Below are 23,577 nucleotides of genomic sequence, written 5' to 3'. Positions count from 1 at the left end.
TTTTGAAAATTACAACAAAAAATAGTCTAAAACGAAACATTCAAACCAAAATTAAACCCCCATTGAAACTGATTGAAAGACTGGTTATTTAATGGGTTTAAATAATAATTCATAGCGGGCTCAACAAATACATTTGTTTTCTTGTAAATGCGGTATTGCAGCGTGCTGCTTAATACGGAACCGTAAACAAAGTCATTGGCTTCAATATTTTTCCCAATTGAATTACCGTCCAAAGCGACATTATTTGAAATCAATTTGCCCACAAAACCGCCTGTATTTAGGCTGATACTCGTTTTGTTTTTACTAAAAACGGCATACGAAACTTCTAAAGGCATTTCGATATATTTTAAACTCTGGTCTAAATTACCCGTCTGGACATTATTACTTTTCAGTACCTCTTTGCTGCTGTTCGAAACAAATACATAATCACTATTTGATGCAATTTGCGGAGTAGCAGAACTCTGAATGTAATAATCATTGTAGCTTGCGAGGGCATTATTTCGTTCACTCACATTCACGTAGGAAACGTTAGCGATACTCTGACCCAGTTCGTTGATTTTAAAACCGGAACCAACAGCCCATTTTTTATTGATTTTGTATTTTGTTTTTACGCCATAAGTATTACTTTGTTTCGAGTCATTGACATGGCCTAACGTTTTTTCATTTTTATAATTTTCAGAATTGGCAACGCCCGCAAAAACTGCAACATCCCATTTTTCGCCATTGGATTTAGATTTTATTTCTTTCTCTGTTTCTTTTTTCGCTTCAGAAGTAACAATACCTTTTTCTAATTTCTGAAGTTCTGCTAACTGAACTGAATCCTGTTTGGTTAATACATCACCAAATTTTGAATTGCTTTTTTGATGCTCCGCAAAAGGTTTTTCAGTTACAGCCAATTCGTTTTTGTATTCTTTTCCGCTTTGATTCATTTTACTTTGCGAATCATTTGAAAAGGGCTGAGAAGAATGTAAAGCGAAGCTGTTAGTGTTGTTTTTACTGTTTTTCGAATGCTGCTTATCTTCAAAAAGAGAATTTGATAGTTGATTTTTCGAATTTGCATTAAACGGATTCTGCTTTGCGGTAGTAAATGTCTTTTCGGCAAGAACCTGATTAGCTTTTCGTTTCTCTGCATCTGTTGCCAGCGTTTTTGAATCAGCATTAAACGGATTTTGCTTTCCGGTGCTCCGTGTTTTATCCGCTAAAACTTGATTTACATTTCTTTTGTCACCAGCTAATGGTTGATTTTTTGAATCGGAATTCAATAGATTTTGATTTCCGTTGCTCCAGGTTTTCTCCGCTAAACCTTGATTTGTATTTTTAGTTTCAGCAGCCGACGGTTGATTTTTTGAACGGGTACTGAATAGATTTTCCTTTCCTGTACTAAGTGTCTTTTCCGCTAAACTTTGATTCGCATTTCTTTTTTTAGTGTTTGCTATTTGATTTTTGGAAGTTGATTTTAATGTGTTTTCTTTTTCAGGAGTAAAATCGTTTTCGGCTACAGCCTGATTTGCGTTTGTCAGTTCTTGATTCGGACTGTTGGAAATGTTATTTTTAGTAGCATCAGCAGGAGCAACTGCCTTTTCTTGTCTTTGTACTTTTTCTTGTGAAGAAACGGATTCTTTTGCAAGCTCTTCTGCACTGTCAAGAGTGGCGGATTTTTGGCCGATCGTATTTTTCTCCCCGGAAATTGTTTTGTCCGGATTGGATTGTGTCTGGTTTTCCTCCAGAACGATACTGTTATTTTCTGTAGCTTTCGCATTGAAATCTTTAATTTCAGAACCTGAATTAAAATGTAAAACAGAAGGGAGCATTAAACCTAATAATAAGCATGCAGCAGCCGACCACCAAAGAATTGCTCTTTTCTTCTTTTTGGGTTTATTTAGTTTTTCTTCAATCTGACCCCACAATTCAGGTGGCGGAACACTTGAAAAGTTTTCCAGTGATGAAAAAATATCTTCTATTTTTTGCTTCTTCATGCTGTCTTAAAATTTTTTATACTCAAAATTCTTTTTTGTAAAATTCCCTTGGCCCTGTTTAAATTTGATTTTGATGTACCTTCTGAAATTTTCAATACTTCGGCTATTTCTTTATGTTTCATTTTTTCGAAAACATATAAATTAAAAACGGTCCTGTACTGATCGGGTAAATCCCGGATGTATTCGAGTAACTTTTCCTGTTCGATCGGAATACTGTCCAGTTCTTCCTCTTCAGTATAATCGATATCAGGATCAAAAACATCCAGAAAGAAATTTTCCTTTTTCTTCTTGTTCAAAGCCTCAATAAGTTTATTGATGAAAATACGTTTCAGCCAGCCTTCAAAACTTCCCTCAAACTTGTATTGACTTATTTTTTGAAAAACAATCACAAATGCTTCCTGAAAAACATCTTTAGCATCGTCTTCGTTTTTCATATATTTCAAGCAGATTCCATACAAAACAGGAGAGAACAGCTGATAAATTTTCAGTTGCCCTTCTCTTTCATTTTGCATGCATTGCTTAATATATTTTTCTAAATCGTCTTTCAAAAATGTGGTTAAATTTATTTTGGCAAAATTAGTTTTTTTTAACTCAGAAAACTATCTTTTACAGATAGTCTGAGTAGTATCCGTAAGAGTGCTTCGGATTGTTATGTTTTGATTGTCAGTATTTTGATTAGTAAAGAGCTTTGGTTTTCAAAAGTAATGACCTCGTTATCTAAATTACCCGATTCCGGATTGTCACCAGGGATCAAAACCGGAACCGATAATAAAGTATATTAATTTTTTTATTATTTAAGGAGTGTTATTTTATCCTGAATTGCCTTTTTGAAAGCTTTTATGGCTGCATTCTGATCGTCAGTGTCCGTGTTGTCAATATAGATTTTGGTAATGACTGCACCCTGACGCAGTTCAAAATAAACACCACCGTGACCTGCTGTATCCGGAGAACCGTATGTTTTGGTTTGTCCTTTCAAGGCAGCAATCTCAGCCGGTACATTTTTCAGGAATAAAGTATATTCACCTCTCTTGCCCGTTGCAGTGTATTTATATTGGTTAAAATCATAGCTTCCGGCTACTACATTTTGAAATTTCAGAATATTGTAATCATTCAGTTGAAAAAACTTCTGACAGTCAGCACCGGTACATTGGCTGGCAAAACTTCCAATTACGATTTTATCGGAACTTTCATTAGTTCTGTTAAAAAGAATGGTTTTGGCCGTTTTAGGAATCAGAATAAAATCAGAAGGATAAGTTGGCGTTTGTGTTATGGCCTCACCGGCCAGTGGTGCCTTTTCATAGAAATTAATAATGATTTCACAGTTATTTTCAACAATCGATGTCATTTTTATATCATAACCGCTTGTAGGTTTTGGCCCGGAAAAAATCCCTATTAAATAATATTTGGTAAAATCGATAGCAGGATCAGTTGGATTTGGACACGTATTTTCGTGTTTAGTGAAATAAGTTTCCAGTCTTTCCTGTGTATTGATTATATAGGCAGCGGGATTTTGAGGCAGTGTTTTTACGCTGTAATTACATAAAAAAGGAATTCCTGTAAAAGGGGAGTCTACATTTGATCCGCAATCAACATTCAGATCATCATTGCTTATTGAACAAGCGCTAATTCCAAAAGCTATAAATAAGCCAAGTATTAATTTTTTCATAATTTTTTAAATAGGTTATATTTAGAAGATGTAATTTTAGAAAATGGTTGCGTGGCAAAAAACATTTTTTATTTCAGAATCTTTATTTAATTTAGAATCAACGGTTATTGATGAAATTTCAGTTTTAAAAATCTGGCACTACGTATTATTGCGTACTTTTACTTAAAAATAAACTTAGTTATGCTTGACTTTCTTCCGGTTTTGTTTGCTTTTATCGTCGCTTTATTCGTTGGGATATACTTAGGCAAATTATTATTTACAGCCCGTTCCCAATCCGAAAAAGTAAGTCTGAATGAGCGATTAAATGCTGCATTTAACCAACTGCAATTGCAAAAAGAGCAGTTTGAAAAAGAAAGAAGTGCTTTTGAAAAACAGCTTTATTCGAATAATTCGGAAAAAGAAAACATCCGTACTGAAAAAGACAGCTTGGCCATTCAGCTTTCCAAAAAAGAAGTTGATTTTGAAAATTTGTGGGAACGTCATAAAGAACAAAAAAACGAAATCACCGAATTACAGGAAAAATTAACCAGGGAATTTGAGAACCTGGCCAATAAGATTCTCGAAGAAAAGACGGCTAAATTTACAGAACAAAATACGGTAAACATGAAAAATATCCTTTTGCCCCTGCAGGATAAAATTCATGGATTTGAACAAAAAGTCGAGCAAACCCACAAGGAGAGTATCGATTATCACGCGGCTTTACGCCAGCAGATTGTGGGTTTAAGTGAAATGAATGCCCAAATGAGCAAAGAAACCCTCAATTTGACCAAAGCACTGAAAGGCGACAGCAAAATGCAGGGAAACTGGGGAGAACTGGTTTTAGAACGCGTGCTGGAAAAATCGGGTTTAGAAAAAGGGCGTGAATACGAAGTACAGCAAAGTTTTACAAACAGCGATGGTGCCAGGGTTTTTCCTGATGTGGTTATTAATCTGCCGGACGGTAAGAAAATGATTGTCGATTCTAAAGTTTCTTTGGTAGCATACGAAAAATGGATCAACGAAGAATCGGAACTCCTTAAAATTGAATTCCTGAAAGAACATGTAAATTCTATTAAAAGACATGTGGAGCAGCTCGGGAATAAAAATTATCACGATTTATATCAAATAGAAAGTCCGGACTTTGTACTGCTCTTTATTCCTATAGAACCTGCTTTCGCGATTGCTTTAAATGAGGATTCTGCCCTGTACAATAAAGCCTTTGACAGAAATATAGTAATCGTAACGCCAAGCACGCTGCTTGCGACTTTACGAACGATTGACAGTATGTGGGCCAACCAGAAGCAACAGGAAAATGCTTTCGAAATTGCGAGACAGGCCGGTGCCTTATACGATAAATTTGAAGGTTTTGTAATGGACCTGGTTCGAATTGGCAATAAAATTAAAGATACCAAAACCGAATACGACAGTGCTATGAACAAATTGGTAGACGGAAAAGGAAATCTGATTTCAAGCGTTGAGAAGTTAAAGAAAATGGGAGCTAAAGCCAAAAAAGCACTGCCCGAAACTATTATCGCCAGGGCAAATACTGACGAAAATGAACAACTAAACTAAAAATAAATACTAAAAATATTACCACATGACTGCCGATTTTAAACCTGTTTCTTCTTCCAAAGTAAGTATTTCCGAGCTAATGCTTCCCTCACACACCAATTTTAGCGGAAAAATACACGGAGGATATATTTTACTTTTACTGGATCAGATTGCTTTTGCCTGCGCTTCAAAATTTTCCGGAAATTATTGTGTCACCGCATCTGTCGATACCGTAAATTTCCTGAAACCAATTGAAGTGGGGGAGCTGGTTACCATGAAAGCTTCTGTAAACTATGTAGGAAGAAGTTCTATGATTGTTGGAATCCGTGTGGAGTCGGAGAATATTCAGACCGGAGCGGTAAAACATTGTAATTCGTCTTATTTCACCATGGTAGCCAAAGATAAAGAAGGAAAAAGTGTTCCCGTACCAGGGCTTATTTTATCCAGTCTTGACGAAGTGCGCCGCTTTAGAAAATGCATCAAACAAATTGAAACTAAAAAAGAAATCGAAGAGCACGCTAAAATTACCAGTGTAAATTCTATTGAAGATTTGGCAAGCCTCGATAAATATAATGTGTTGCTGGAAATAGGATAGTCGCCCTGTCGGGTTAAATAAGATTTTGTACTAATTTAAAAAGAGAAAAATGATAAAGTTCGGATACACCATTTTATATGTTGAAAATGTGGAAACAGCGGTTGCTTTTTATGAAAATGCTTTCGGATTTTCAAGAAAATTTGTCACACCGGAGAATGATTACGGCGAATTAATTACGGGTGAAACCACTCTCTCGTTTGCATCAAAGAAACTGGCCGCTCAAAATTTAAAGGAAGGTTTTATCGAAAGTAATCTGGAAGCAAAGCCATTTGCGACAGAAATTGGTTTTATCACCGATGATGTTACCGAAACCGTACAAAAAGCAACCACTTTCGGAGCGGTACTGGTTACAGAGCCTACCCGGAAACCGTGGGGTCAGATTGTGGCTTATGTAAGGGATTTAGATGGTTTTTTAATTGAGATTTGTACGGAAGTGGAGGGTTAAATGAGTTGTGAGTTATGAGTGAAATGCTATAACGATTTTTTTATATAGATGAAATACCTGTTGCGTAAACCTTATTTTCTATTTCTTTTCCTAATAGCATTTTTTTTGATTGGTGGTTTTTTGAATGATCAAAAAACACTGGATATCAATATTTACGATACTTATTTTGTTATTTCTTACGGGCATTTCGGAGTGCTTTTGTCTTTCATATATAGTTTTATTGCCGTAATTTATTTTGTTTTAATAAAGTTGAATTTTATTTTAATTAAATGGATTACGTTCACACATGTTATTGTATCTATTGGAGGTGTTTTTTTGATTTTATTGTTTTTCAAGCTTATTCGTCAAACTGCTCCGGGGGATTTTGAATCGGTTCTGGATGATATTGATTTTAATGCTAAAATGACTTGGGGAATATGGATTACTTTCTTCATTATGCTCGGCATGCAGGCTGTATTCGTTATAAATGTGATTCAGGCGCTGGTTAGGGGTAAAAGATAGTTTTGCCCACTTCTTACCTTTCACAAAAATCATTTGATAAAAGACATTTTTTTTCACAAAGATTTAGGAAAAATCAAGAACTGCATGGCAGATAATTTCGTAACTTTAAGTACATCGTTTAGGTTACTAAGTTTTCACGGAGTATTGCCATTTGATTTTTTCAGACTTACTTAAGTTCAGTTTTTTTCTCCTCTTAAATTAAAAAGAATCGAATGACATAATTGTTTAATTATTGACGATTATGAAAAAAACTACTTTATTTATTTTTCTTTTTACCGCATTTTCATTGCTCGCTCAGGATAAATTCAAAACCAATTCGGCGATTGTAAATTTTCAGGCTTCTGTTCCTTTTTTTGAAGAAGTAAAAGCGGTAAATAAGCTCGGGACTATTGTCCTGGAACCTCAGACAAGTACGCTTATCTGTACTGTCGTAATCAGGGATTTTCGTTTTAAAATGGATTTAATGCAGGAACATTTCAACGAAAATTATATTGAAAGCCGTCGCTATCCAAAAGCTGTTTTTAAAGGTAAAATCGAAAAGTTTGATCTGAAAGACATTACCGAAGATGAAAAAGAATATGATGTCAAAGGCAAAATTTACCTTCATGGCAAATCCAAGCTGATTGCTGTAAAAGCTTTAATCAAAAAAGTGCCTGACGGAATACAGATTGTTTCCAATTTTCCACTCTCGGTTTCAGATTTTAATATCGAAATTCCTTATGTAGTGGCTAATAAAATATCAAAAACAGTCCAGACCGATCTTAGCGGTATTATGAAATAATCTTTATTTTAAACAGCTCGAAAGTGCTTTTTCTATGTCATAGTATTGAAATTTAAAACCTGTTTTTTGTATTTTTTCAGAAGAAACCCGCTGACCTTTTAAAACGGCATCGCTCATTTCACCCAGGACAATTTTAAGAAGGAATTCAGGAACTCTGGGTAACCATAGCTTATATCCGTACAGATTAGCGAGTATTTTTGAGAATGACGAATTGGTAGTATTGTCTGTAACCGCTGCGTTATACGGACCTTGGATCTCTGCGTCTGTAATCGATTTCAGATAAATTTGAGACAAATCCTCTATATGAATCCAGGGCAGGTATTGTTTACCACTTCCTAAAATTGATCCGAAACCGGCTTTGAAACCGGGAGCGACTTTTTTCAGAAAGCCTTCGTCTTTTCCAAATACAATTCCGGTTCTGATCTTTGCCGTTCTAATGCCCAAAGCTCCAATGGTATCGGCTGAGTTTTCCCATTGCTGACATGTTACGCCCAGAAAGTCATTTGTGTGTGGTGTTTCTTCCGTACAGATCTTCTGACTTGTAACAGCACCGTAGATTCCAATTGCAGAAGCGGAAACAAAAGCATCCAGTGATTTGTTGTGTTTTTTCAGAATAGCATGAATAAGTTCAATTGGTTTCGTACGGCTTTCTAAAATTACTTTTTTCCTTTTTTCCGTCCATCGTTTTTCTACAATTCCTTCTCCGGCCAGATGAATGATGTAATCAGCCTTAAGAATTGCATTTTCATCTATATAATCATGCGTTAGATCCCATTTGTAATAGGTAATAAAAGTGGTGTTTTTCCTATCGCCGCGACTCAGAACTGATACCGAAAAACCATTTTCAATTAATACATCTGTCAGGTATTTGCCAATAAATCCGGTTCCCCCGGTAATTAGTACATTTTTAGCCATTTCATTTATCATTTATTTAACACAGAGTTTTGTTTAACGATTAATAAAGATAGTTAAACATTCATTACCTTTAATGCAAATTCTAAATTTTAATATGATGGCAACTAAAAAAAAGGAAATTACTAAGGATGAAATCATTTCAGCCTACATGAATGAAGTTTTGGAAGCAGGAAAAAAGCCTTCCTCAGTATTTCATTTTGCTAAAGGAAAAGATTTTTCAGAAGCTGAATTTTATAACTTTTTCGGAACGCTTGAAGGTTTAGAAAAAGAAATATTCAGATTGTTTTTCGAGAATACAGTTAATTTGCTGCACAAAAACACCGATTATCCGGAATACGATATGAAGAACAAAATGTTGAGTTTTTACTTTACATTTTTCGAAATGTTAACGGCAAACAGGAGTTATGTTTTACAAACTTTAAAATCGAATCCGAATCCCATTCGAAATTTGACGCAATTAAGCGCACTGCGAGATGCTTTTAAAGGATATGTTTCCGAAATTCTGACTGATGAATACAGATTGGAACAGGAAAGGTTTCAGAAATTTCAGGAAAAAACAATTCAGGAATCGGCCTGGGTGCAATTAATGCTCACCCTGAAATTCTGGATGGATGATGCCTCGCCTGCGTTTGAGAAAACAGATATTTTTATCGAAAAATCGGTCAATGCTTCATTTGAACTAATGAAGGTTGCCCCAATGAATCATCTTTTAGATCTTGGAAAATTTCTATTTAAAGAAAAAATTTACAGCAGATAATGAAAACAATCGATTATATACCCACCTCAAAAATAGAAAGAGCCACAAAACTGGTTCAGACAGGAGCAAAAGTAGGAGTGAACTATATTAAGCATTATGCCGAAAAAATGGTAAACTCTGATTTGACCCGAGATAAATTAAACGAAAACAACGCAGAAGATATTTACGATGGCTTAAAAAGCCTGAAAGGAAGTGCGCTTAAAGTAGCCCAGATGCTCAGTATGGATAAAAACTTTCTTCCGCAGGCCTACGTGGAGAAATTTTCATTGTCCCAATTTTCTGTGCCACCGCTTTCTGCGCCTTTGGTACTAAAGACCTTTAAAACCAATTTTGGAAAAACACCTTACGAAATTTTCGATGAATTCAATGCTAATTCCGTAAATGCGGCAAGTATTGGTCAGGTGCACCTGGCTGTGAAAGACGGAAAAAAACTCGCCGTTAAAATTCAGTATCCGGGTGTTGCCAACAGTATTTCATCAGATTTGGCTTTGGTAAAGCCCATTGCGGTCAGAATGTTTAACCTGCAGGGAAAAGATTCTGATAAATATTTTAAGGAAGTAGAAGACAAGCTTATCGAAGAAACCAATTATTTACTGGAACTTCAACAAAGCCAGCAAGTTGTTGAAGCCTGCAGTAAAATCGAAAACCTCCTTTTTCCGAATTATTATCCGGAGTTTTCATCCGAAAAAATTATCACCATGGACTGGATGACGGGAATTCACCTTTCTGAATTTACAGCTAAAAACACAGATCAGGAAGTTGGCGATAAAATTGGTCAGGCTCTTTGGGATTTTTATATGTACCAGATTCATGTTTTGAGGAAAGTACATGCAGATCCACATCCCGGCAATTTCCTTGTTGATGATGAGAACCACCTAATTGCTCTTGATTTTGGGTGTATGAAACAAATTCCGGAAGATTTTTATGTGCCGTATTTTGAATTAATCAACAAAAATGTCATTACAGAGCAGGCGCTTTTCAATCAGAAACTGTTTGAGCTGGAGATTCTTCGTCCGGATGATTCACCAGAAGAAATTGAATATTTTACCGAGATGTTTCATGACTTGTTATCGCTTTTCACAAAACCGTTTCAGGAAGATACCTTCGATTTTTCGGATGAAAGCTTTTTTGAAAGCATTGCCCAATTAGGAGAGCGTTTCTCAAACGATACCAACCTCAAAAAAATGAACGGAAATCGCGGTTCCAAACACTTTATTTATATGAACCGTACGTTCTTTGGTTTGTATAATCTAATGTTCGATCTGAAAGCAAAAATAGCAGTGAATAATTTTTTGAAATATTAAGCCGGAAAATTCCAATATAAAAATTCCAAATTCCAATTGTAATAAAACAAAACAATTGGAATTTGGAATTTAAAATTTTGGAATTTATTTAAGTATTCCTTCCTTATAAGTGGCGATTGCCCTGTCTCTTGCAAAAGCATGTTCTACCATTGGTTCATTATAACCAAGATCAAATTCAGGAATCCATTTACGGATGTAACTTCCTTTTTCGTCAAATTTCTTTTGTTGAATTTCAGGATTGAAAACCCGGAAGTATGGTGCAGCATCACAACCCGTTCCGGCAGCCCATTGCCAGTTGCCTACGTTGGAAGCCAATTCGAAATCTAATAATTTTTCGGCAAAATAAGCTTCACCCCACTGCCAGTTAATGAGTAAGTGTTTGCATAAAAAGCTGGCTACTACCATTCGTACGCGATTGTGCATATAACCGGTTTCGTTGAGCTGTCGCATGCCGGCATCTACCATAGGGTAGCCGGTTGTTCCGGAACACCATCGTTTAAAGTCGTCTTCATTATTGCGCCATTGAATACCATCATAGGCTGGTTTGAAATTATGATGGACCACATGCGGAAAGCTAAAAAGGATCTGAATAAAAAATTCTCTCCAGATCAGTTCACTTAAAAAAGTCTGGTTCTTTTTGTTGGCCCAATTCACTAATTTTCGGATACTGACAGTACCAAAACGCAAATGCGGAGACAGATAAGAAGTACTGTCTAAAGCCGGAAAATCCCTGGTTTCCTTATAATTTGCAATTTGTGTTAAGTTATGAGGAAGCACTTTTATGGAACTTCTTTCAAATCCTATTTCAGCTAATTCCGGAAATTCAAATTCATTTTTAGCGAAGCCCGAAAACAAAGGTTTTGTATCATAATCCGGAGCCTGTCCTGAAAGATGGTAGTTCTGCAGCCATTTGTTTTTATAGGGAGTGTAAATCGTGTAAGGCAGCCCGTCTGATTTTGTTATTTCTTTCTCTTCGAAAATAACATGGTCTTTATAGGATAAAGATTCCACACCATTTTGTTGCAATAACTGACCAATCTCTACATCGCGTTTGATAGCGTACGGTTCGTAATCTTTGTTGAATACTACTTTCTGAATGTCAAATGCAGTTAACAAGGATTTCCAGACTTCGGCTGTTTTTCCTTTTTTTATTAAAAGAGACGACTGAATTGCTTTAAGCTGTTCGTTTACTTTCTCAAGAGAATCGTAAATAAAACCAACCCTTGCATCATTTTTAGGAAGATTTTCAAGAATATCCTCATCAAAAATAAATAAAGGAACTACGGGAAATTCAGATTGCAGGGCATGAAACAATCCAACATTGTCTTCTAATCGCAAATCACGTCGGAACCAGAAAAAGGTAACTTTTTGTTTCATTTTATTTTCGAATTGAACAATTCTTCAATTTTATTATAGCGGTAAGCGAAGATGGTTTTTAGTTTGTTCTCAACAATCAATTTGTTCATAAGGCGTCCTAAATAACCAAAGGGTAAGGCGTAATGTACAACATCAGTCATTTTTATTCCGGTTTCAGTAGCTTCAAAAAAGTGTTTGTGGTGCCAGAATTTATAAGGGCCAAATCGTTGCAGATCTATAAAATACTGATTTTCCTCTGAAACAATAATTTCCGTTACCCAGGACATTTTAATTCCCAATAGCGGCTTTAGGGTATAAGAGATGATTTGTCCGGGATACATGCGTTTGTGGTCAAAATCCTGAATTTCAAAACTCATATTATCTAATGTGATGGTTTGAAGGTTCTTTGGATTTGAAAAGAAATCCCAGCATTCTTCTAAACTGGAGTTTATATATTGAACGGTTTCTATTTTGTATAATTTCATAATCAGTTCTTACTACATTTTATAATATTTGAAGGGCACAAATAACATTCCGAAGCATTCACCGTGTTCTTTTCCTAAATGTTTATGATGTATTTTATGTGCTTTTCGCAATCCGATGAGGTATTTGTTTTTGGTGTTTTTGAACCACTTAAAGCGCTGATGGATTAAAACGTCATGAATTAAGAAATAACAGATTCCGTACAAAGTGATTCCACAGGCTATGAAAAACAAATAATTAAATCCGCCCTGAGCACCTAAATAAAAAAGAACAATACTCGGAGTGGCGAAAATGGCAAAGAAAATATCATTTCGCTCAAAAGTGTTTTCATATTTTGGCTGGTGATGGTCTGCGTGAAAATACCACATTAAGCCGTGCATAATGTATTTGTGTGTAAACCAGGTAACACATTCCATGAATAAAAAAACACCTAAAAATATTAGAAAAGAAATCATTGTATGTTTTTTAAATATTAAGTTGTCGACACAACTGCTCCAAAAATAGGTTTAAAGAAAAAAGAATAACGCAAAACAGTATCAGACCAGTTTTAGCTTGTAAGTGACAAAAGATTGTGCCAAAAGTCCTGCCTTGGTATAATTGGAAACTCTGATTCTCGAATTTCCGATTTCGTAATAAGGTGTGTTTTTTAGCTTTTTCAAGAGTTTTTTATAGTAAACAAAAGCGGTATAAACACCAAACTGCGCTTCAATCGGAAGTTTTATTATTCCCTGATAAGCCACTCTGAAGTCTTCTTCAATCTCGTTAATGATTTCGTTTTTTGCATTCTCATCAAAAGATTTGAGATCGATTCCGGGAAAATAATTTCGGTTTAAAACCAGATTGTCATCTTTTAAATCCCGCAGGAAATTTACTTTCTGAAAAGCAGATCCCAGTCGCATGGCCTCCTGTTTCAGCTGTTCGTATTTTTGTTCTTTTCCGGCAACAAAAACTTTAAGACACATCAAGCCAACAACATCAGCCGATCCGTATATGTAATCTTCGTATTCTGTTTGTGTGTTGTAGGTTGATTTTATGAGGTCAAGTTTCATACTTTTTAAAAAAGCCTGAATCAAATCGTCTGTAATGTTATATTGCTTTACGGTGTGCTGAAAAGAATTTAGAATTGGATTTAAACTAATACCCATTTCTATTGCTTTGTAATATTCTTTTTCAAAATCATTGATGAGGTATTCTTTGTCATATTCATGAAAGGAATCGACAATTTCGTCAGCAAAACGAACAAATCCATAAATGCTGTAAATGGCTTCCCTGATACTTGGTGCCAGCATGTGTACCGCAAGCGAAAAAGAAGTGCTGTAACTTTTGGTGACCAGTTTACTGCATTTGAATGAGGTAGTGTCAAATAGTGATTTCATCTTTTTGGGATCTAATAGATTTACGGATTAATTCAGCAACTAGTTTTCCTGAAATTAAAGCAGGAGGAACACCTGGTCCGGGGACGGTTAATTGCCCCGTAAAGTATAAGTTTCTGACTTTTTTACTCTTCAGTTTAGGTCTTAAAAAAGCGGTTTGCAGCAGGGTGTTTGCCATTCCGTAGGCATTTCCTTTGTAAGCATTGTAATCTTCCACAAAATCGTTTTTACAAAAAGACCTCTTAAATATAATGTTATTTTTTATTTTTTGTTGGGTAAGTTGCTCAAAACGAGTAATTATTTTTTCGAAATATTCTTCTCTAAGGGTTTGATTGTCTTCTATTCCCGGAGCCAAAGGGATCAGGAAAAAAGCACTTTCCATTCCGGCTGGCGCAGCAGTCTCATCTGTTTTAGACGGAAAATTAGCATAAAACAAAGGCGCTTCCGGCCATTTTGGATCATCGTAAATGTCACTTGCATGCTGATTGAAATCCACGTCAAAAAATAAAGCGTGATGCGAAATATTTTCTATTTTTTTATCAAAGCCTACAAAGAAAAGGAGCGAAGAAGGTGCAAAGACCCTGCTTTTCCAATATTCCTCAGAATAGGCACGATGTACTTCGTCAAGTAAAGTTTCGGTGTGGTGATAATCGGCTCCGCTTAAAACAATATCTGCCTTTATGAAATTTCCATTTATAATAACTCCTGTAGCCGTTTTGTTTTCGACGACTATTTTTTCTATTGGGGAATCGGTTTTTATGGTTACGCCCAGTTCGATTGCTAATTTTTCAATAGCCCGAACCACATCAAACATTCCTGTCTTGGGGTGCCAGGTTCCTAATCCAAAATCGGCATAGTTCATAAAATTATAGAACGAAGGGGTTTTGGTCGGTTTTGCTCCAAGAAATAAAACCGGAAATTCCAGAATCTGTATCAGTCTTTCGTTTTTAAAATTCTTTCTCACATCACGGCTGACAGTGCTGAAAAACTGATTTAGTTTTAAAGCCGTCTGTGGTGTAATTAATTCTAATGGAGAAACTCCGGGGCGATACACCAGATCTTTAATGGCGATGTCGTAATTGCTTTTTGCTTCGTTGATAAACGCTTCCAGTTTTTGTCCGCTTCCGGTTTCGATGTTTTCAAAAGTGCTTTTTATTTCTTCCAGATTATCACAAATATTTATAAAATCAGCAACGCCGAAATAAACCCTGTAAGCAGGATTTAGTTTTATAAGTTCGTAGTAATCGGATGACTTTTTGTTAAAGTCATTGAAGAAACGCTCAAAGACATCGGGCATCCAATACCAGCTTGGCCCCATGTCAAAAGTAAAGCCGTTTTTTTTGAATTGTCTCGCCCTTCCGCCAATTGTTTCGTTTTTTTCAAAAACAGTGACGCTGTTTCCTTGCTGTGCAAGGTAACAGGAAGCTGCTAGTGCAGAAAAGCCTGATCCTATAATGATGATAGTTTTTTTCATTTGTTTAACAAATGTACAAAAACTTTAAACAAAAAAATTATATTCTTTCTATTGTTTCATTCATAGAATTAAAAATATATATTCGGTCAGGTAAATTTTTAGTATCAATGTGTTCCACCATCTTGCCCATAAGCCAGATTTCGTTGTTTTTCAGAAGTAATTTTTGCCCCATCGATTTTACATATTGATTGATAACGCTGCGGTCCGGCTGGATCGTCATAAAGGATATAAAAGTGATGTTGTCGAAATGGCGGGTAAGATCCTGAAGGTTTTCGACCGGCATGCTTTCTCCCAGGTAGATGGTTTTGTAGCCTTTGGATAAAATCTCATATTGCAGGTAAAGTAACCCGATTTGATGAATTTCATTTAAAGGTAACGAAAGTACAAAAACGCGATCGGTTTTGGTTGGCTTTTGTATTTGAAGGCTTTCGGTGTAGATTAATATTTTTTGCTGGATCAAATGGCTCATAAAATGCTCATTTGCAGGAGTTATAGTTTCCGATTGCCATAGTAATCCCAGTTCTTTCAGTAAAGGAAGGAAATTTTCCTTGAAAACTTCCTTGAACGTTTTTTCAGAAATCAGCCAGTCAAAAGTGTTGAAAAATATTTCCTGGTCAAAATTCATCATTGCCATTTTAAAGGAAGTAATAGCATAGTTCTGTGAATTCTTTTTTGAAATGATTTCACGAACTAATTGTGGAATTTTTTCTTCAGAATAAGTTGCAATTTTAGAAATTTTATAGCCGTATTCGTGTAGTAACGTTATGTTTAGGAGTTTCTGTAGGTTTTGTAAATTATAAAGTCTGATATTGGTATCCGTTCTCATGGGTTCAAGAATGTTATATCTCTTTTCCCAGATACGAATCGTGTGTGCTTTTATTCCAGATAAGTTTTCAAGATCCTTTATGCTGAAAACAGTCTTTATGTTGTTTATCATTATGCTACATTTTGGTAAACAAAAATAGAATAAAATCTGAGATTACCTTTAAATCTTAATTAAAATCAAGAAATATGAGGAATTATGTAGTCTCATACTGATTTAATTTGTCGAGATGTAAAATAGTCCTGGAGCCATCTTTACTTCTGTTGTACATGGGCTGGAATTTTGCACCATAAATAATTTCGTCAAAAGTATAGGATGTTCTTGCGGCGACAGTATTGCTGAACATGTCGTCGAAAGCAGTAATGAAAACCAAAATTTCACCGTGATTTTTCCTGAAATCCTCTTCTGTAAAGTTGTACAAAGGACTGTTTTCTGTGATCGGATGCACTAATGTCCAGCTTAATGAAAGCGCGTTTATTTTATCCAGTTCCAGTTCTAAATTGTAGAACTTGTTCGTCATTTTTCCGTTTTCTTCAACACTCATTCCAAGTGTTATTTTTGCTTTTGCATCTGTTAAATTGGTGTTTTTAAAAGGGACAAGCCGTATCATTAATCCTTTATGATCGCCATAAGGTGAAATCAGGGCATTGTGAGAAAACTTTAAGAAAGCGGTCGGCTTGCTGAATCTTCCAAAGAACAAACCGGTTGCAATAGCAAAACTCAGCAGTCCAATTAATGCTTCGGCTGCAGATAAGGCACTGGTGAGAAATCCTGTAGGGCTGATATGTCCGTAACCTACGGTGGTGAACGTTTGTGCGCTAAAAAAATAGGCTTGTCCAAATTGGGTTAAAAAGTTTCCGGAAGCTGCTATTCCATCGAGGTGCTGTATTCCGATAGCATAATAAACAACCGCAAAAATAAAATTGATGATGACATAAAAAGAAAACAGAATAAGCATGAATTTCCAGTTGGGCATCTCAATCATAGTATGGTACCAACTGATACGACGCAGTAAGTGCATGCCTCTTCTTTCAATATTGTGTGTTCCGTTTTTGTTTACAAATCTTCCGCCGTAATTGCTTGCGTTGGTTCCAAATCCGGAGTTTACATCTGTTTTAGCCTTGTGGTTTATTTTTTTTAGGAGCACCATTACTATTTAATTTATGCTGACAAATGTACTGATATTTTGGTATGAAAACAGGGAAGTGTATAGGTAGAAAAGCAATCTGGAAAAATAAACTTTTGCAGATTGCTTTTCAATTAAGAGCTCTGTTTTTGGGTTCTATTTACAAAAAGTAGCTTTATTTTTTATAGCACTTTTGCTTCCTAATTCAATGGCTTTAGTGAAGTCGCTGCAGGATTTTTTCTTCTCACCAATTTTATTGTAAGCCAAACCTCTTAAATTATAAGCGATATAATCTTTAGGGTTCATCATAAGGCAATAAGAACAGTCTTCAATAGAAGCGTCGTAATTCATTAATTTGTAGTTGACGTTGGCTCTTCCTGTAAAAGCATCAGAATTCATAGTGTCTAGTTCGATTGCTTTAGTGAAATCAGCCAAAGCTCCGGTTAAATCATTGAGTTTGTACTTGGCAACTCCTCTGTTTTGGTAGGCTTCAACAAATTTAGAATTCATGCTTATCGCTTTGGTGTAGTCGGCAATAGCGCCTTTAGTGTTTCCGGCTTCCGCTTTTTTCATGGCTTTGTCAAAATAACCGGTTGCAGATTGTGCAATACCGGAGCACGTAATCATAAGAAATGATAGTAATAATAAATGTTTCATAGACTAATTTGGGATTAGTAGGTTAATTAATTCTGAGACGAATTTAAGAAAGATTTATTTGTAAGAGAATTTCTTTTGTGAAATAATAGTTAGTAAATAAAAAAAATATTATTACTATAATTATAATGACTTTTAGTGCCTGTCAGTTAATATGAGATTTGTTTTTTAGTGCATAAAGCTTGTTTCTTAGGGTTTTTAGCAGTAAAGGATCTTTTGTTCCGGTCATAGGAATAGCTTTTCCAATGGTCATTTTAAGAGTGTATCCTTGCTTGTTGAAAAGTTCGGATATCAGCTTTGAAGTTTGTAACATGGGGTGAATTGATTTTAACATGCTAAAGAATAAACCATTGTTTCCATGAAAATATACCGGTAGAACGGGCACGTTTGCTTTGCAGATAATTTTCCCTACAACAGGATGCCACTCCTGGTCTGTGATTTTGCTGGTCTTAAAATCATAAGAAGAAACTTCTCCGGCAGGAAATATTGCAACGGGAATACCTTCTGCCAGGGTTTTGAGTGTCATTTTTAGCCCTGTAATACTCGCGGAATTTTGCACGTTTTCAAATGGATTTACTGCAATAATGCATTTTTCAAGATTTGGAATTTCCTTTAATAGAAAGTTTCCCATATATAGGGTATCAGGACGTATTTTAGCAATAGTACTTAATAAAGCCAATGATTCAATACCTCCATAAGGATGATTGGCAACCACTATAAAGGCGCCTTCAATAGGGATGTTTAGTAATTCAGCAGCGTCAAATTGAACTTTTACACCAATTTTCATTAAAGCATAATCAGCAAAATCGGCACCTTCGATATTGCCTGCCTCTTTGACCATCGTATTTAAATTATTAATTTTCATTACTTTCATTAAATAAGAAGACAGTCCCGGTATGGGAATTTTTGAAAGGCCGGAAGCTTCAGAAAATTTTTCTTTGGATATCAATGTCATAATGTTGGGGCTATTAAGCAGGTTGTAAAAAATAAATGAAAAAGCCTAAAAGGATTTGGAACGAACAAAGGTTGTTGCTTTTAGGAAATTTTGTTTATTCAACATTATGACTTGAAACAAGAATTCTGAGTTTTGAATAAGAGATTAGGTAATCCTCTTTCTAATTCTCTGTTAATAATGGCCAAATATAGTCTGATTTTGTCTGGGAACATTGATTATGCAAATAAAAACAAAATAGGAAGGGTGAGAATGACTTTTATTTAAAAGGGAGAATAAAGTTGTTTCTAATTCTGCCGGACAAAAAAAGCCTGCAAAATCAATTTTTGCAGGCTTTTAATTTTTCTTGTGACCACGGTGGGATTTGAACCCACACGCCCTTACGAGCACCACCCCCTCAAGATGGCAAGTCTACCGTTTCTCCACGTGGCCGTAAATGAAAAAAGGTCAAGTAATATAAATTACTCGACCTTTGTGACCCGACTGGGGCTCGAACCCAGGACCCCATCATTAAAAGTGATGTGCTCTACCGACTGAGCTATCGAGTCATTGCTATCAAGGAATTTAATTTGTTAATCACAAAATTTGTGACCCGACTGGGGCTCGAACCCAGGACCCCATCATTAAAAGTGATGTGCTCTACCGACTGAGCTATCGAGTCATTTAATTCCTTGAATGCGGGTGCAAATATAAGGAGTTATTTTCGAAGTTTCCAAGCATTTTTATTATAAATTTGTCTTTTTTTACGAAAAGTTCACAACGTCTTAGTTTATAAGGTTTTATTAATATGAAAAAAATTGTGTTATTAGGTTATATGGGGTGCGGAAAGTCAACAATTGCCCAAAATTTGTCAAAAATTACAAATATTCCGTTTCTCGATTTGGATAAATGCATCGAAAAAAGAGCAAATTTATCCATAAATGAAATTTTTGAGCAGCATGGTGAGATCCATTTTAGAAAATTAGAGCATGAAATTTTTGTAGAATTGCTTCAATCTGCAGAAAACAGCATAATTGGTTTGGGCGGAGGAACGCCCTGTTATGCCAATAACCATGAATTACTGAAAAGAGAGGATGTGAATTCAATTTATTTAAAAGCTTCCATAGAGACTTTATATAACAGACTAATTCATAATAAGAGCAAACGGCCTTTGATCGCAAATATGAACGAAGAGGAAATGAGAGAGTTTATCGCAAAACATTTGTTCGACAGAAGTTTTTATTACAATCAGGCACAACATAAAGTTTCGGTTGATAATAAGTCAGTCGAAGAAACGGTTCAGGATATTATGGGGATACTAGCTTAAAAAAGCATAATCACCGCCATTTTCATCGAAAACAACCTGAACGTGCTCCAATAATGAGGTTGAAAGGGAGATTCCTTTAAAATCGGCTTTTACAGGGTATTTTTTGTGGTTTCTGTCTACTAGTACTGCAGTTTTAAATTTCTTTAGCGGAACGTCTAAGAAATGACGAACGGCATATATTAAAGTAGTGCCCGAGTTTAAGACATCATCTACCAGTACTAATCCTTTATTAGAGTATTCGCTCGCTGGTAAGGAAGTCTGTATAGGCAGCTGCGGATTTTGTTTGTCAACTTTCACCTCGCAAAGAGAAACTTTAAGGGTAGAGATATTGCCTAACGCTACGGCTATTTTTTGAGCAAAAACAGATCCGTTAGACGCAATTCCGGCAATCACAACTTCATCTTCATCCACAAAAGTCTCGTAAATTTGATACGCGATGCGTTTTATTTTATGTTCGATTTCCTGATTGGTTAAGATGATGTTCTTGTTCATGATTGTTTTTTTTTGCTAAAATACAAATTTAGGGTTTTAAATTCCACTATATGAAATTTGAAATTCCAATATTATAAATTCCAAATTCCAAATTTAAAATGTGGAATTCCCTTCTAAATTTGGAATTTTAAAAATTGCAATTTAATTGGTTTCTTCGTCGTCAATAATATCATTGCCGTATTCGTCAATATCTCTTCTGTCTTTTTTTGTGGGTCTTCCTGTTCCGGTCTTGCGGTAATGCTCTTTGGACAGTTTTAGTAATTCTAAATGGGCATAAGCTTCGGCCGGCGTTTCATTTTTTCGGTATATATCAACAAGTTTTGCCCCCACACGACTTTCCGGAATGTCAAGCACGGTTATGATTTGTGTAATCTGATCTTTTCTGAAGGTAATCCTGTCTGTAGGGAAGACCTCTTTTGAAGGCTTTGCAACCTGCCCGTTTACAGTAACATGGTTCTTTTTGCAGGCTTCAGTAACCATATTTCTGGTTTTGTAGTAACGCACACACCACAGGTATTTATCTATTCTCATAATTTTTCTAAAATAGAAGTTAAAATCTTTACAAAAATAAATCAATATTGTATCTTGCGCACCTAAAAAATTAAGAATAATGAACAAATTTAAATATTATTTTATTTTATTACTTGCAGGTATTGCTATAGTTTCTTGTAATAAAAGTGATGACGATGCGGAAATAGTTCCTTTAAGAGATTATAAGGAGCAATACAAAGCTGACAGTGATTCCATTATGAAATATTTAAAGAATAATTATATTGAAAGCGTTTCAGCCAATTACGATATAAAAATATCTAAAATTCCGGCAGGAGGCACTCAGGTTTCTATTTTCGATCAGACTCAATATCCATTACAGTCAAGAGATGTTTACAGTAATGATGTTACTTATAAAGTATATTACCTTGTTTTAAGAGAAGGTACGGGACAGGCTCCTACTAATTACGATAAAATTTCGGCTTCCTATTCGGGAAATACCTTAAACGGAAAAGTTTTTGATACCTCTTATGGGGTAGCGAGAGATTTTAGCTTAGAACCTTATTTGACTACTTCTGTAATAGAAGGATGGTCAGAAATTTTCCCTAAGTTTAAAACAGGTACAGCGACAGCGGCAACCGATGGTAGTGGTACGATAACGTATGATAATTACGGAGCAGGTGTAATGTTTTTACCTTCAGGATTAGCCTATTATGGTTCCGGGCAGACGGATATACCAGCTTATTCTTGTTTGGTGTTTAGTTTTAAATTGCTGGGTCTTCAGCGATTAGATCATGATTCTGATGGTGTTTTTGATTTTGAGGAAGATCTGAACAAGGATGGTTATCTTTATGATTTTAGAAATACAACAAAGTACCCAAATCCACCGACTACTTTGTTTGATGATACTGATGGAGACGGTCTTGCTGATTTTATTGATGTTGATGATGACGGCGATGGCTTTACAACTCTTCTTGAGATTACCAAGCCAACTGATAAGGTGGGTATCGTTATAGAAAATGGTGTTCCGGTTAACTACGGAATAAGCAAGTACTATCCTTTTAGTCTTGTTGCAGATAATCCTAACACGCCAAATACAGATGAAACGGAGCCAAGGGGTATTCCTGCATTTGCAGCAACTGGTGAGCCGGATTATACTTCTCCAAACCGATTGAGGCTTCACGTTGATAAAGCACATCATACGCCTAAGCCGTAATGATTTTTAAATAAAGAATATAGAAAACCCCGAAAGTGATTTCGGGGTTTTTTGTATTCTTGAGTTTTTTTGTTTTTATAATAGAATGCTCAGATTGACAATGGGCTTTGAGAATAATCGTAAGACTTGGCGACTTTGTGACTTGGCGTGATTATTATATCATTGTATTTTTGAATAGCCTCCTGTTTTAGAGGTTCATAATATAGTATGAAAACGCTTTAATCAAAATACTGTTTTCATAAGCCTTCGACTTCGCTCAGGGTAGTAATTTGGGTTTAAGTGTGGTAGGTTTAAAAAAAAACCTCGAAATCACTTTCGAGGTTTTGTATATAAATAAGAGAATTTTAAAATTATTTTCTTTTAATAACTCTTTCTACGGCTTCAACAATGGCCTGATTGTTTAGTTTGTATTTGTCCATTAATTGTTCAGGAGTTCCTGACTCACCAAAACTATCGTTTACGGCTACAAATTCTTGTGGGGCAGGAGTGTTTAAAGCCAATACTCTTGAGATGCTTTCTCCAAGACCGCCAAGAATGTTATGTTCTTCAGCAGTTACCACACATTTTGTTTTAGCCAGAGATTTCAGAATTGCTTCTTCGTCAAGAGGTTTAATCGTGTGAATGTTGATCACTTCAGCAGAAATTCCTTTTGCTTCCAAAGCTTCGGCAGCGATAAGGGCTTCCCAAACTAAATGTCCTGTTGCTACAATAGTAACATCGGTACCTTCGTTTAATAAAATTGCTTTTCCAATTACGAAAGGCTCGTCAGCAGGAGTGAAATTAGGTACAACCGGACGTCCAAAACGTAAATACGCAGGACCATGATGATCTGCCAGGGCAAGAGTAGCTGCTTTGGTCTGATTATAATCGCAAGTATTGATTACAGTCATTCCCGGTAACATTTTCATTAAACCAATATCTTCAAGGATCTGGTGTGTTGCTCCGTCTTCACCAAGGGTTAATCCGGCGTGAGAAGCACAAATTTTTACGTTTTTATCCGAGTAAGCAACAGACTGACGAATCTGATCGTAAACCCTTCCTGTAGAGAAGTTAGCGAAAGTTCCTGTAAATGGAATTTTTCCTCCAATGGTTAAACCCGCCGCAATACCGATCATATTGGCTTCAGCGATACCAATCTGGAAAAAACGTTCCGGATGATTTTTCTTGAAATCATCAAATTTCAATGAACCGATTAAATCGGCACATAAGGCAACAACATTTTCATTTTTCTGACCTAATTCAGTCATTCCCGCTCCAAAACCAGAACGGGTATCTTTACTTCCTGTATTTATATATTTTTTCATTTTTGTTTTTTTGCTGTACGCAATAGGGCCGTAGGCAATAGGCATAAAGCTTACCGCTT

At 35.7% G+C, this 23,577-nt stretch carries 25 protein-coding genes and 3 tRNA genes; 9 read left to right on the top strand and 19 right to left on the bottom strand.

Going from position 1 to position 23,577, the window contains the following annotated elements:
- Positions 1-26 precede the first annotated feature (26 nt).
- The 3 genes from GJU43_RS03070 to GJU43_RS03060 form a co-directional block, all read right to left on the bottom strand.
- A complete protein-coding gene (locus GJU43_RS03070; protein WP_154339375.1) occupies positions 27-1,976 on the bottom strand; it encodes a hypothetical protein in 1,950 nt (649 codons plus the stop codon).
- Positions 1,973-2,524: an RNA polymerase sigma factor gene (locus GJU43_RS03065; protein ID WP_154339374.1), complete on the bottom strand. Its 552-nt coding sequence runs from the start codon at positions 2,522-2,524 to the stop codon at positions 1,973-1,975. Before GJU43_RS03065 ends, GJU43_RS03070 begins: the two co-directional genes overlap by 4 nt.
- Before the next feature lie 242 nt (positions 2,525-2,766).
- Positions 2,767-3,642 carry a protease complex subunit PrcB family protein gene (locus GJU43_RS03060; protein WP_154339373.1) on the bottom strand — a complete coding sequence of 292 codons (876 nt, stop codon included), beginning with the start codon at positions 3,640-3,642 and terminating at the stop codon, positions 2,767-2,769.
- 180 nt (positions 3,643-3,822) lie between these two features.
- On the opposite strand from GJU43_RS03060, the gene rmuC reads away from it, so the two are divergent.
- From rmuC to GJU43_RS03035, 5 genes are all read left to right on the top strand, one after another.
- On the top strand, positions 3,823-5,193 hold the full coding sequence (gene rmuC, locus GJU43_RS03055; protein ID WP_154339372.1) for a DNA recombination protein RmuC: 1,371 nt from the start codon (positions 3,823-3,825) through the stop codon (positions 5,191-5,193).
- Between the two features lie 25 nt (positions 5,194-5,218).
- A complete protein-coding gene (locus GJU43_RS03050) occupies positions 5,219-5,767 on the top strand; it encodes an acyl-CoA thioesterase (RefSeq protein ID WP_127339799.1) in 549 nt (182 codons plus the stop codon).
- Positions 5,768-5,816: 49 nt separating this feature from the next.
- The gene (locus tag GJU43_RS03045; protein ID WP_154339371.1) at positions 5,817-6,212 is read left to right on the top strand and encodes a VOC family protein; all 396 of its coding nucleotides are present in this window, start codon (positions 5,817-5,819) and stop codon (positions 6,210-6,212) included.
- A 120-nt stretch (positions 6,213-6,332) separates the two neighbouring features.
- On the top strand, positions 6,333-6,713 hold the full coding sequence (locus GJU43_RS03040) for a hypothetical protein (protein WP_154339370.1): 381 nt from the start codon (positions 6,333-6,335) through the stop codon (positions 6,711-6,713).
- Positions 6,714-6,954: 241 nt separating this feature from the next.
- A complete protein-coding gene (locus GJU43_RS03035) occupies positions 6,955-7,494 on the top strand; it encodes a YceI family protein (RefSeq protein ID WP_154339369.1) in 540 nt (179 codons plus the stop codon).
- 3 nt (positions 7,495-7,497) lie between these two features.
- Here the strand turns inward: GJU43_RS03035 and GJU43_RS03030 are convergent, their stop codons facing one another.
- Positions 7,498-8,409: a TIGR01777 family oxidoreductase gene (locus GJU43_RS03030; protein ID WP_154339563.1), complete on the bottom strand. Its 912-nt coding sequence runs from the start codon at positions 8,407-8,409 to the stop codon at positions 7,498-7,500.
- Between the two features lie 97 nt (positions 8,410-8,506).
- Here GJU43_RS03030 and GJU43_RS03025 point away from each other — a divergent pair, with 97 nt between their 5' ends.
- Both GJU43_RS03025 and GJU43_RS03020 read left to right on the top strand, forming a co-directional pair.
- Positions 8,507-9,166 (top strand): TetR family transcriptional regulator C-terminal domain-containing protein, encoded by a 660-nt coding sequence (locus GJU43_RS03025; RefSeq protein ID WP_154339368.1) that lies wholly within the window; start codon positions 8,507-8,509, stop codon positions 9,164-9,166.
- Positions 9,166-10,470 (top strand): AarF/ABC1/UbiB kinase family protein, encoded by a 1,305-nt coding sequence (locus tag GJU43_RS03020; protein WP_154339367.1) that lies wholly within the window; start codon positions 9,166-9,168, stop codon positions 10,468-10,470. The genes GJU43_RS03025 and GJU43_RS03020 overlap by 1 nt, the downstream gene beginning before the upstream one ends.
- Positions 10,471-10,554: 84 nt before the next feature.
- Here the strand turns inward: GJU43_RS03020 and GJU43_RS03015 are convergent, their stop codons facing one another.
- From GJU43_RS03015 to GJU43_RS02960, 12 genes are all read right to left on the bottom strand, one after another.
- Positions 10,555-11,847: a deoxyribodipyrimidine photo-lyase gene (locus GJU43_RS03015; protein WP_154339366.1), complete on the bottom strand. Its 1,293-nt coding sequence runs from the start codon at positions 11,845-11,847 to the stop codon at positions 10,555-10,557.
- Entirely contained in the window at positions 11,844-12,311 is a 468-nt protein-coding gene (locus GJU43_RS03010; protein WP_154339365.1) for an SRPBCC family protein, read from the bottom strand. The genes GJU43_RS03015 and GJU43_RS03010 overlap by 4 nt, the downstream gene beginning before the upstream one ends.
- Positions 12,312-12,323: 12 nt before the next feature.
- The gene (locus GJU43_RS03005; protein WP_154339364.1) at positions 12,324-12,764 is read right to left on the bottom strand and encodes a sterol desaturase family protein; all 441 of its coding nucleotides are present in this window, start codon (positions 12,762-12,764) and stop codon (positions 12,324-12,326) included.
- Between the two features lie 81 nt (positions 12,765-12,845).
- Positions 12,846-13,685: a phytoene/squalene synthase family protein gene (locus GJU43_RS03000; protein WP_154339363.1), complete on the bottom strand. Its 840-nt coding sequence runs from the start codon at positions 13,683-13,685 to the stop codon at positions 12,846-12,848.
- Positions 13,669-15,156 (bottom strand): NAD(P)/FAD-dependent oxidoreductase, encoded by a 1,488-nt coding sequence (locus GJU43_RS02995; protein ID WP_154339362.1) that lies wholly within the window; start codon positions 15,154-15,156, stop codon positions 13,669-13,671. The genes GJU43_RS03000 and GJU43_RS02995 overlap by 17 nt, the downstream gene beginning before the upstream one ends.
- A gap of 37 nt (positions 15,157-15,193) precedes the next feature.
- The gene (locus GJU43_RS02990) at positions 15,194-16,093 is read right to left on the bottom strand and encodes a MerR family transcriptional regulator (RefSeq protein WP_154339361.1); all 900 of its coding nucleotides are present in this window, start codon (positions 16,091-16,093) and stop codon (positions 15,194-15,196) included.
- An 82-nt stretch (positions 16,094-16,175) separates the two neighbouring features.
- On the bottom strand, positions 16,176-17,129 hold the full coding sequence (locus GJU43_RS02985; protein WP_154339360.1) for an ion channel: 954 nt from the start codon (positions 17,127-17,129) through the stop codon (positions 16,176-16,178).
- A gap of 132 nt (positions 17,130-17,261) precedes the next feature.
- Positions 17,262-17,762, bottom strand: a complete 501-nt coding sequence (locus GJU43_RS02980) for a tetratricopeptide repeat protein (RefSeq protein WP_229654989.1) — start codon at positions 17,760-17,762, stop codon at positions 17,262-17,264.
- Positions 17,763-17,904: 142 nt separating this feature from the next.
- A complete protein-coding gene (locus tag GJU43_RS02975; RefSeq protein WP_154339359.1) occupies positions 17,905-18,714 on the bottom strand; it encodes a hypothetical protein in 810 nt (269 codons plus the stop codon).
- Positions 18,715-19,060: 346 nt separating this feature from the next.
- Positions 19,061-19,143, bottom strand: a tRNA-Leu gene (locus GJU43_RS02970).
- 43 nt (positions 19,144-19,186) lie between these two features.
- Positions 19,187-19,259, bottom strand: a tRNA-Lys gene (locus GJU43_RS02965).
- A gap of 40 nt (positions 19,260-19,299) precedes the next feature.
- Positions 19,300-19,372: transfer RNA gene (locus GJU43_RS02960), tRNA-Lys, on the bottom strand.
- A 126-nt stretch (positions 19,373-19,498) separates the two neighbouring features.
- Here GJU43_RS02960 and GJU43_RS02955 point away from each other — a divergent pair.
- Entirely contained in the window at positions 19,499-20,017 is a 519-nt protein-coding gene (locus tag GJU43_RS02955; protein ID WP_154339358.1) for a shikimate kinase, read from the top strand.
- Here GJU43_RS02955 and GJU43_RS02950 read toward each other — a convergent pair.
- A complete protein-coding gene (locus GJU43_RS02950) occupies positions 20,009-20,509 on the bottom strand; it encodes a phosphoribosyltransferase family protein (RefSeq protein WP_154339357.1) in 501 nt (166 codons plus the stop codon). The two genes, GJU43_RS02955 and GJU43_RS02950, sit on opposite strands and share 9 nt — an antisense overlap.
- 141 nt (positions 20,510-20,650) lie before the next feature.
- The gene (locus tag GJU43_RS02945; RefSeq protein WP_154339356.1) at positions 20,651-21,040 is read right to left on the bottom strand and encodes an RNA-binding S4 domain-containing protein; all 390 of its coding nucleotides are present in this window, start codon (positions 21,038-21,040) and stop codon (positions 20,651-20,653) included.
- Between the two features lie 79 nt (positions 21,041-21,119).
- Here GJU43_RS02945 and GJU43_RS02940 point away from each other — a divergent pair, with 79 nt between their 5' ends.
- The gene (locus GJU43_RS02940; protein WP_154339355.1) at positions 21,120-22,214 is read left to right on the top strand and encodes an FKBP-type peptidyl-prolyl cis-trans isomerase; all 1,095 of its coding nucleotides are present in this window, start codon (positions 21,120-21,122) and stop codon (positions 22,212-22,214) included.
- A gap of 350 nt (positions 22,215-22,564) precedes the next feature.
- Here the strand turns inward: GJU43_RS02940 and GJU43_RS02935 are convergent, their stop codons facing one another.
- The gene (locus tag GJU43_RS02935; protein ID WP_154339354.1) at positions 22,565-23,518 is read right to left on the bottom strand and encodes a transketolase family protein; all 954 of its coding nucleotides are present in this window, start codon (positions 23,516-23,518) and stop codon (positions 22,565-22,567) included.
- Positions 23,519-23,577: the final 59 nt, after the last annotated feature.

It is taken from the genome of Flavobacterium sp. LC2016-23 (assembly GCF_009674775.1).
Lineage (GTDB): Bacteria > Bacteroidota > Bacteroidia > Flavobacteriales > Flavobacteriaceae > Flavobacterium.
The sequence above is the reverse complement of the archived record's forward strand: the minus strand, read 5'-3'. Positions and strand labels throughout refer to the sequence as shown.

Coding starts and splice junctions, on each gene's coding strand:
- GJU43_RS03035 (WP_154339369.1), top strand. CDS start 6,955: ATGAAAAAAACTACTTTATTTATTTTTCTTTTTACCGCATTTTCATTG.
- GJU43_RS02980 (WP_229654989.1), bottom strand. CDS start 17,762: ATGAAACATTTATTATTACTATCATTTCTTATGATTACGTGCTCCGGT.
- GJU43_RS03030 (WP_154339563.1), bottom strand. CDS start 8,409: ATGGCTAAAAATGTACTAATTACCGGGGGAACCGGATTTATTGGCAAA.
- GJU43_RS02940 (WP_154339355.1), top strand. CDS start 21,120: ATGAACAAATTTAAATATTATTTTATTTTATTACTTGCAGGTATTGCT.
- GJU43_RS02975 (WP_154339359.1), bottom strand. CDS start 18,714: ATGACATTGATATCCAAAGAAAAATTTTCTGAAGCTTCCGGCCTTTCA.
- GJU43_RS02945 (WP_154339356.1), bottom strand. CDS start 21,040: ATGAGAATAGATAAATACCTGTGGTGTGTGCGTTACTACAAAACCAGA.
- GJU43_RS03015 (WP_154339366.1), bottom strand. CDS start 11,847: ATGAAACAAAAAGTTACCTTTTTCTGGTTCCGACGTGATTTGCGATTA.
- GJU43_RS03010 (WP_154339365.1), bottom strand. CDS start 12,311: ATGAAATTATACAAAATAGAAACCGTTCAATATATAAACTCCAGTTTA.
- GJU43_RS02950 (WP_154339357.1), bottom strand. CDS start 20,509: ATGAACAAGAACATCATCTTAACCAATCAGGAAATCGAACATAAAATA.
- GJU43_RS03045 (WP_154339371.1), top strand. CDS start 5,817: ATGATAAAGTTCGGATACACCATTTTATATGTTGAAAATGTGGAAACA.
- GJU43_RS03005 (WP_154339364.1), bottom strand. CDS start 12,764: ATGATTTCTTTTCTAATATTTTTAGGTGTTTTTTTATTCATGGAATGT.
- rmuC (WP_154339372.1), top strand. CDS start 3,823: ATGCTTGACTTTCTTCCGGTTTTGTTTGCTTTTATCGTCGCTTTATTC.
- GJU43_RS02935 (WP_154339354.1), bottom strand. CDS start 23,518: ATGAAAAAATATATAAATACAGGAAGTAAAGATACCCGTTCTGGTTTT.
- GJU43_RS03000 (WP_154339363.1), bottom strand. CDS start 13,685: ATGAAATCACTATTTGACACTACCTCATTCAAATGCAGTAAACTGGTC.
- GJU43_RS02955 (WP_154339358.1), top strand. CDS start 19,499: ATGAAAAAAATTGTGTTATTAGGTTATATGGGGTGCGGAAAGTCAACA.
- GJU43_RS03060 (WP_154339373.1), bottom strand. CDS start 3,642: ATGAAAAAATTAATACTTGGCTTATTTATAGCTTTTGGAATTAGCGCT.
- GJU43_RS02990 (WP_154339361.1), bottom strand. CDS start 16,093: ATGATAAACAACATAAAGACTGTTTTCAGCATAAAGGATCTTGAAAAC.
- GJU43_RS03070 (WP_154339375.1), bottom strand. CDS start 1,976: ATGAAGAAGCAAAAAATAGAAGATATTTTTTCATCACTGGAAAACTTT.
- GJU43_RS03020 (WP_154339367.1), top strand. CDS start 9,166: ATGAAAACAATCGATTATATACCCACCTCAAAAATAGAAAGAGCCACA.
- GJU43_RS02995 (WP_154339362.1), bottom strand. CDS start 15,156: ATGAAAAAAACTATCATCATTATAGGATCAGGCTTTTCTGCACTAGCA.
- GJU43_RS02985 (WP_154339360.1), bottom strand. CDS start 17,129: ATGGTGCTCCTAAAAAAAATAAACCACAAGGCTAAAACAGATGTAAAC.
- GJU43_RS03025 (WP_154339368.1), top strand. CDS start 8,507: ATGGCAACTAAAAAAAAGGAAATTACTAAGGATGAAATCATTTCAGCC.
- GJU43_RS03050 (WP_127339799.1), top strand. CDS start 5,219: ATGACTGCCGATTTTAAACCTGTTTCTTCTTCCAAAGTAAGTATTTCC.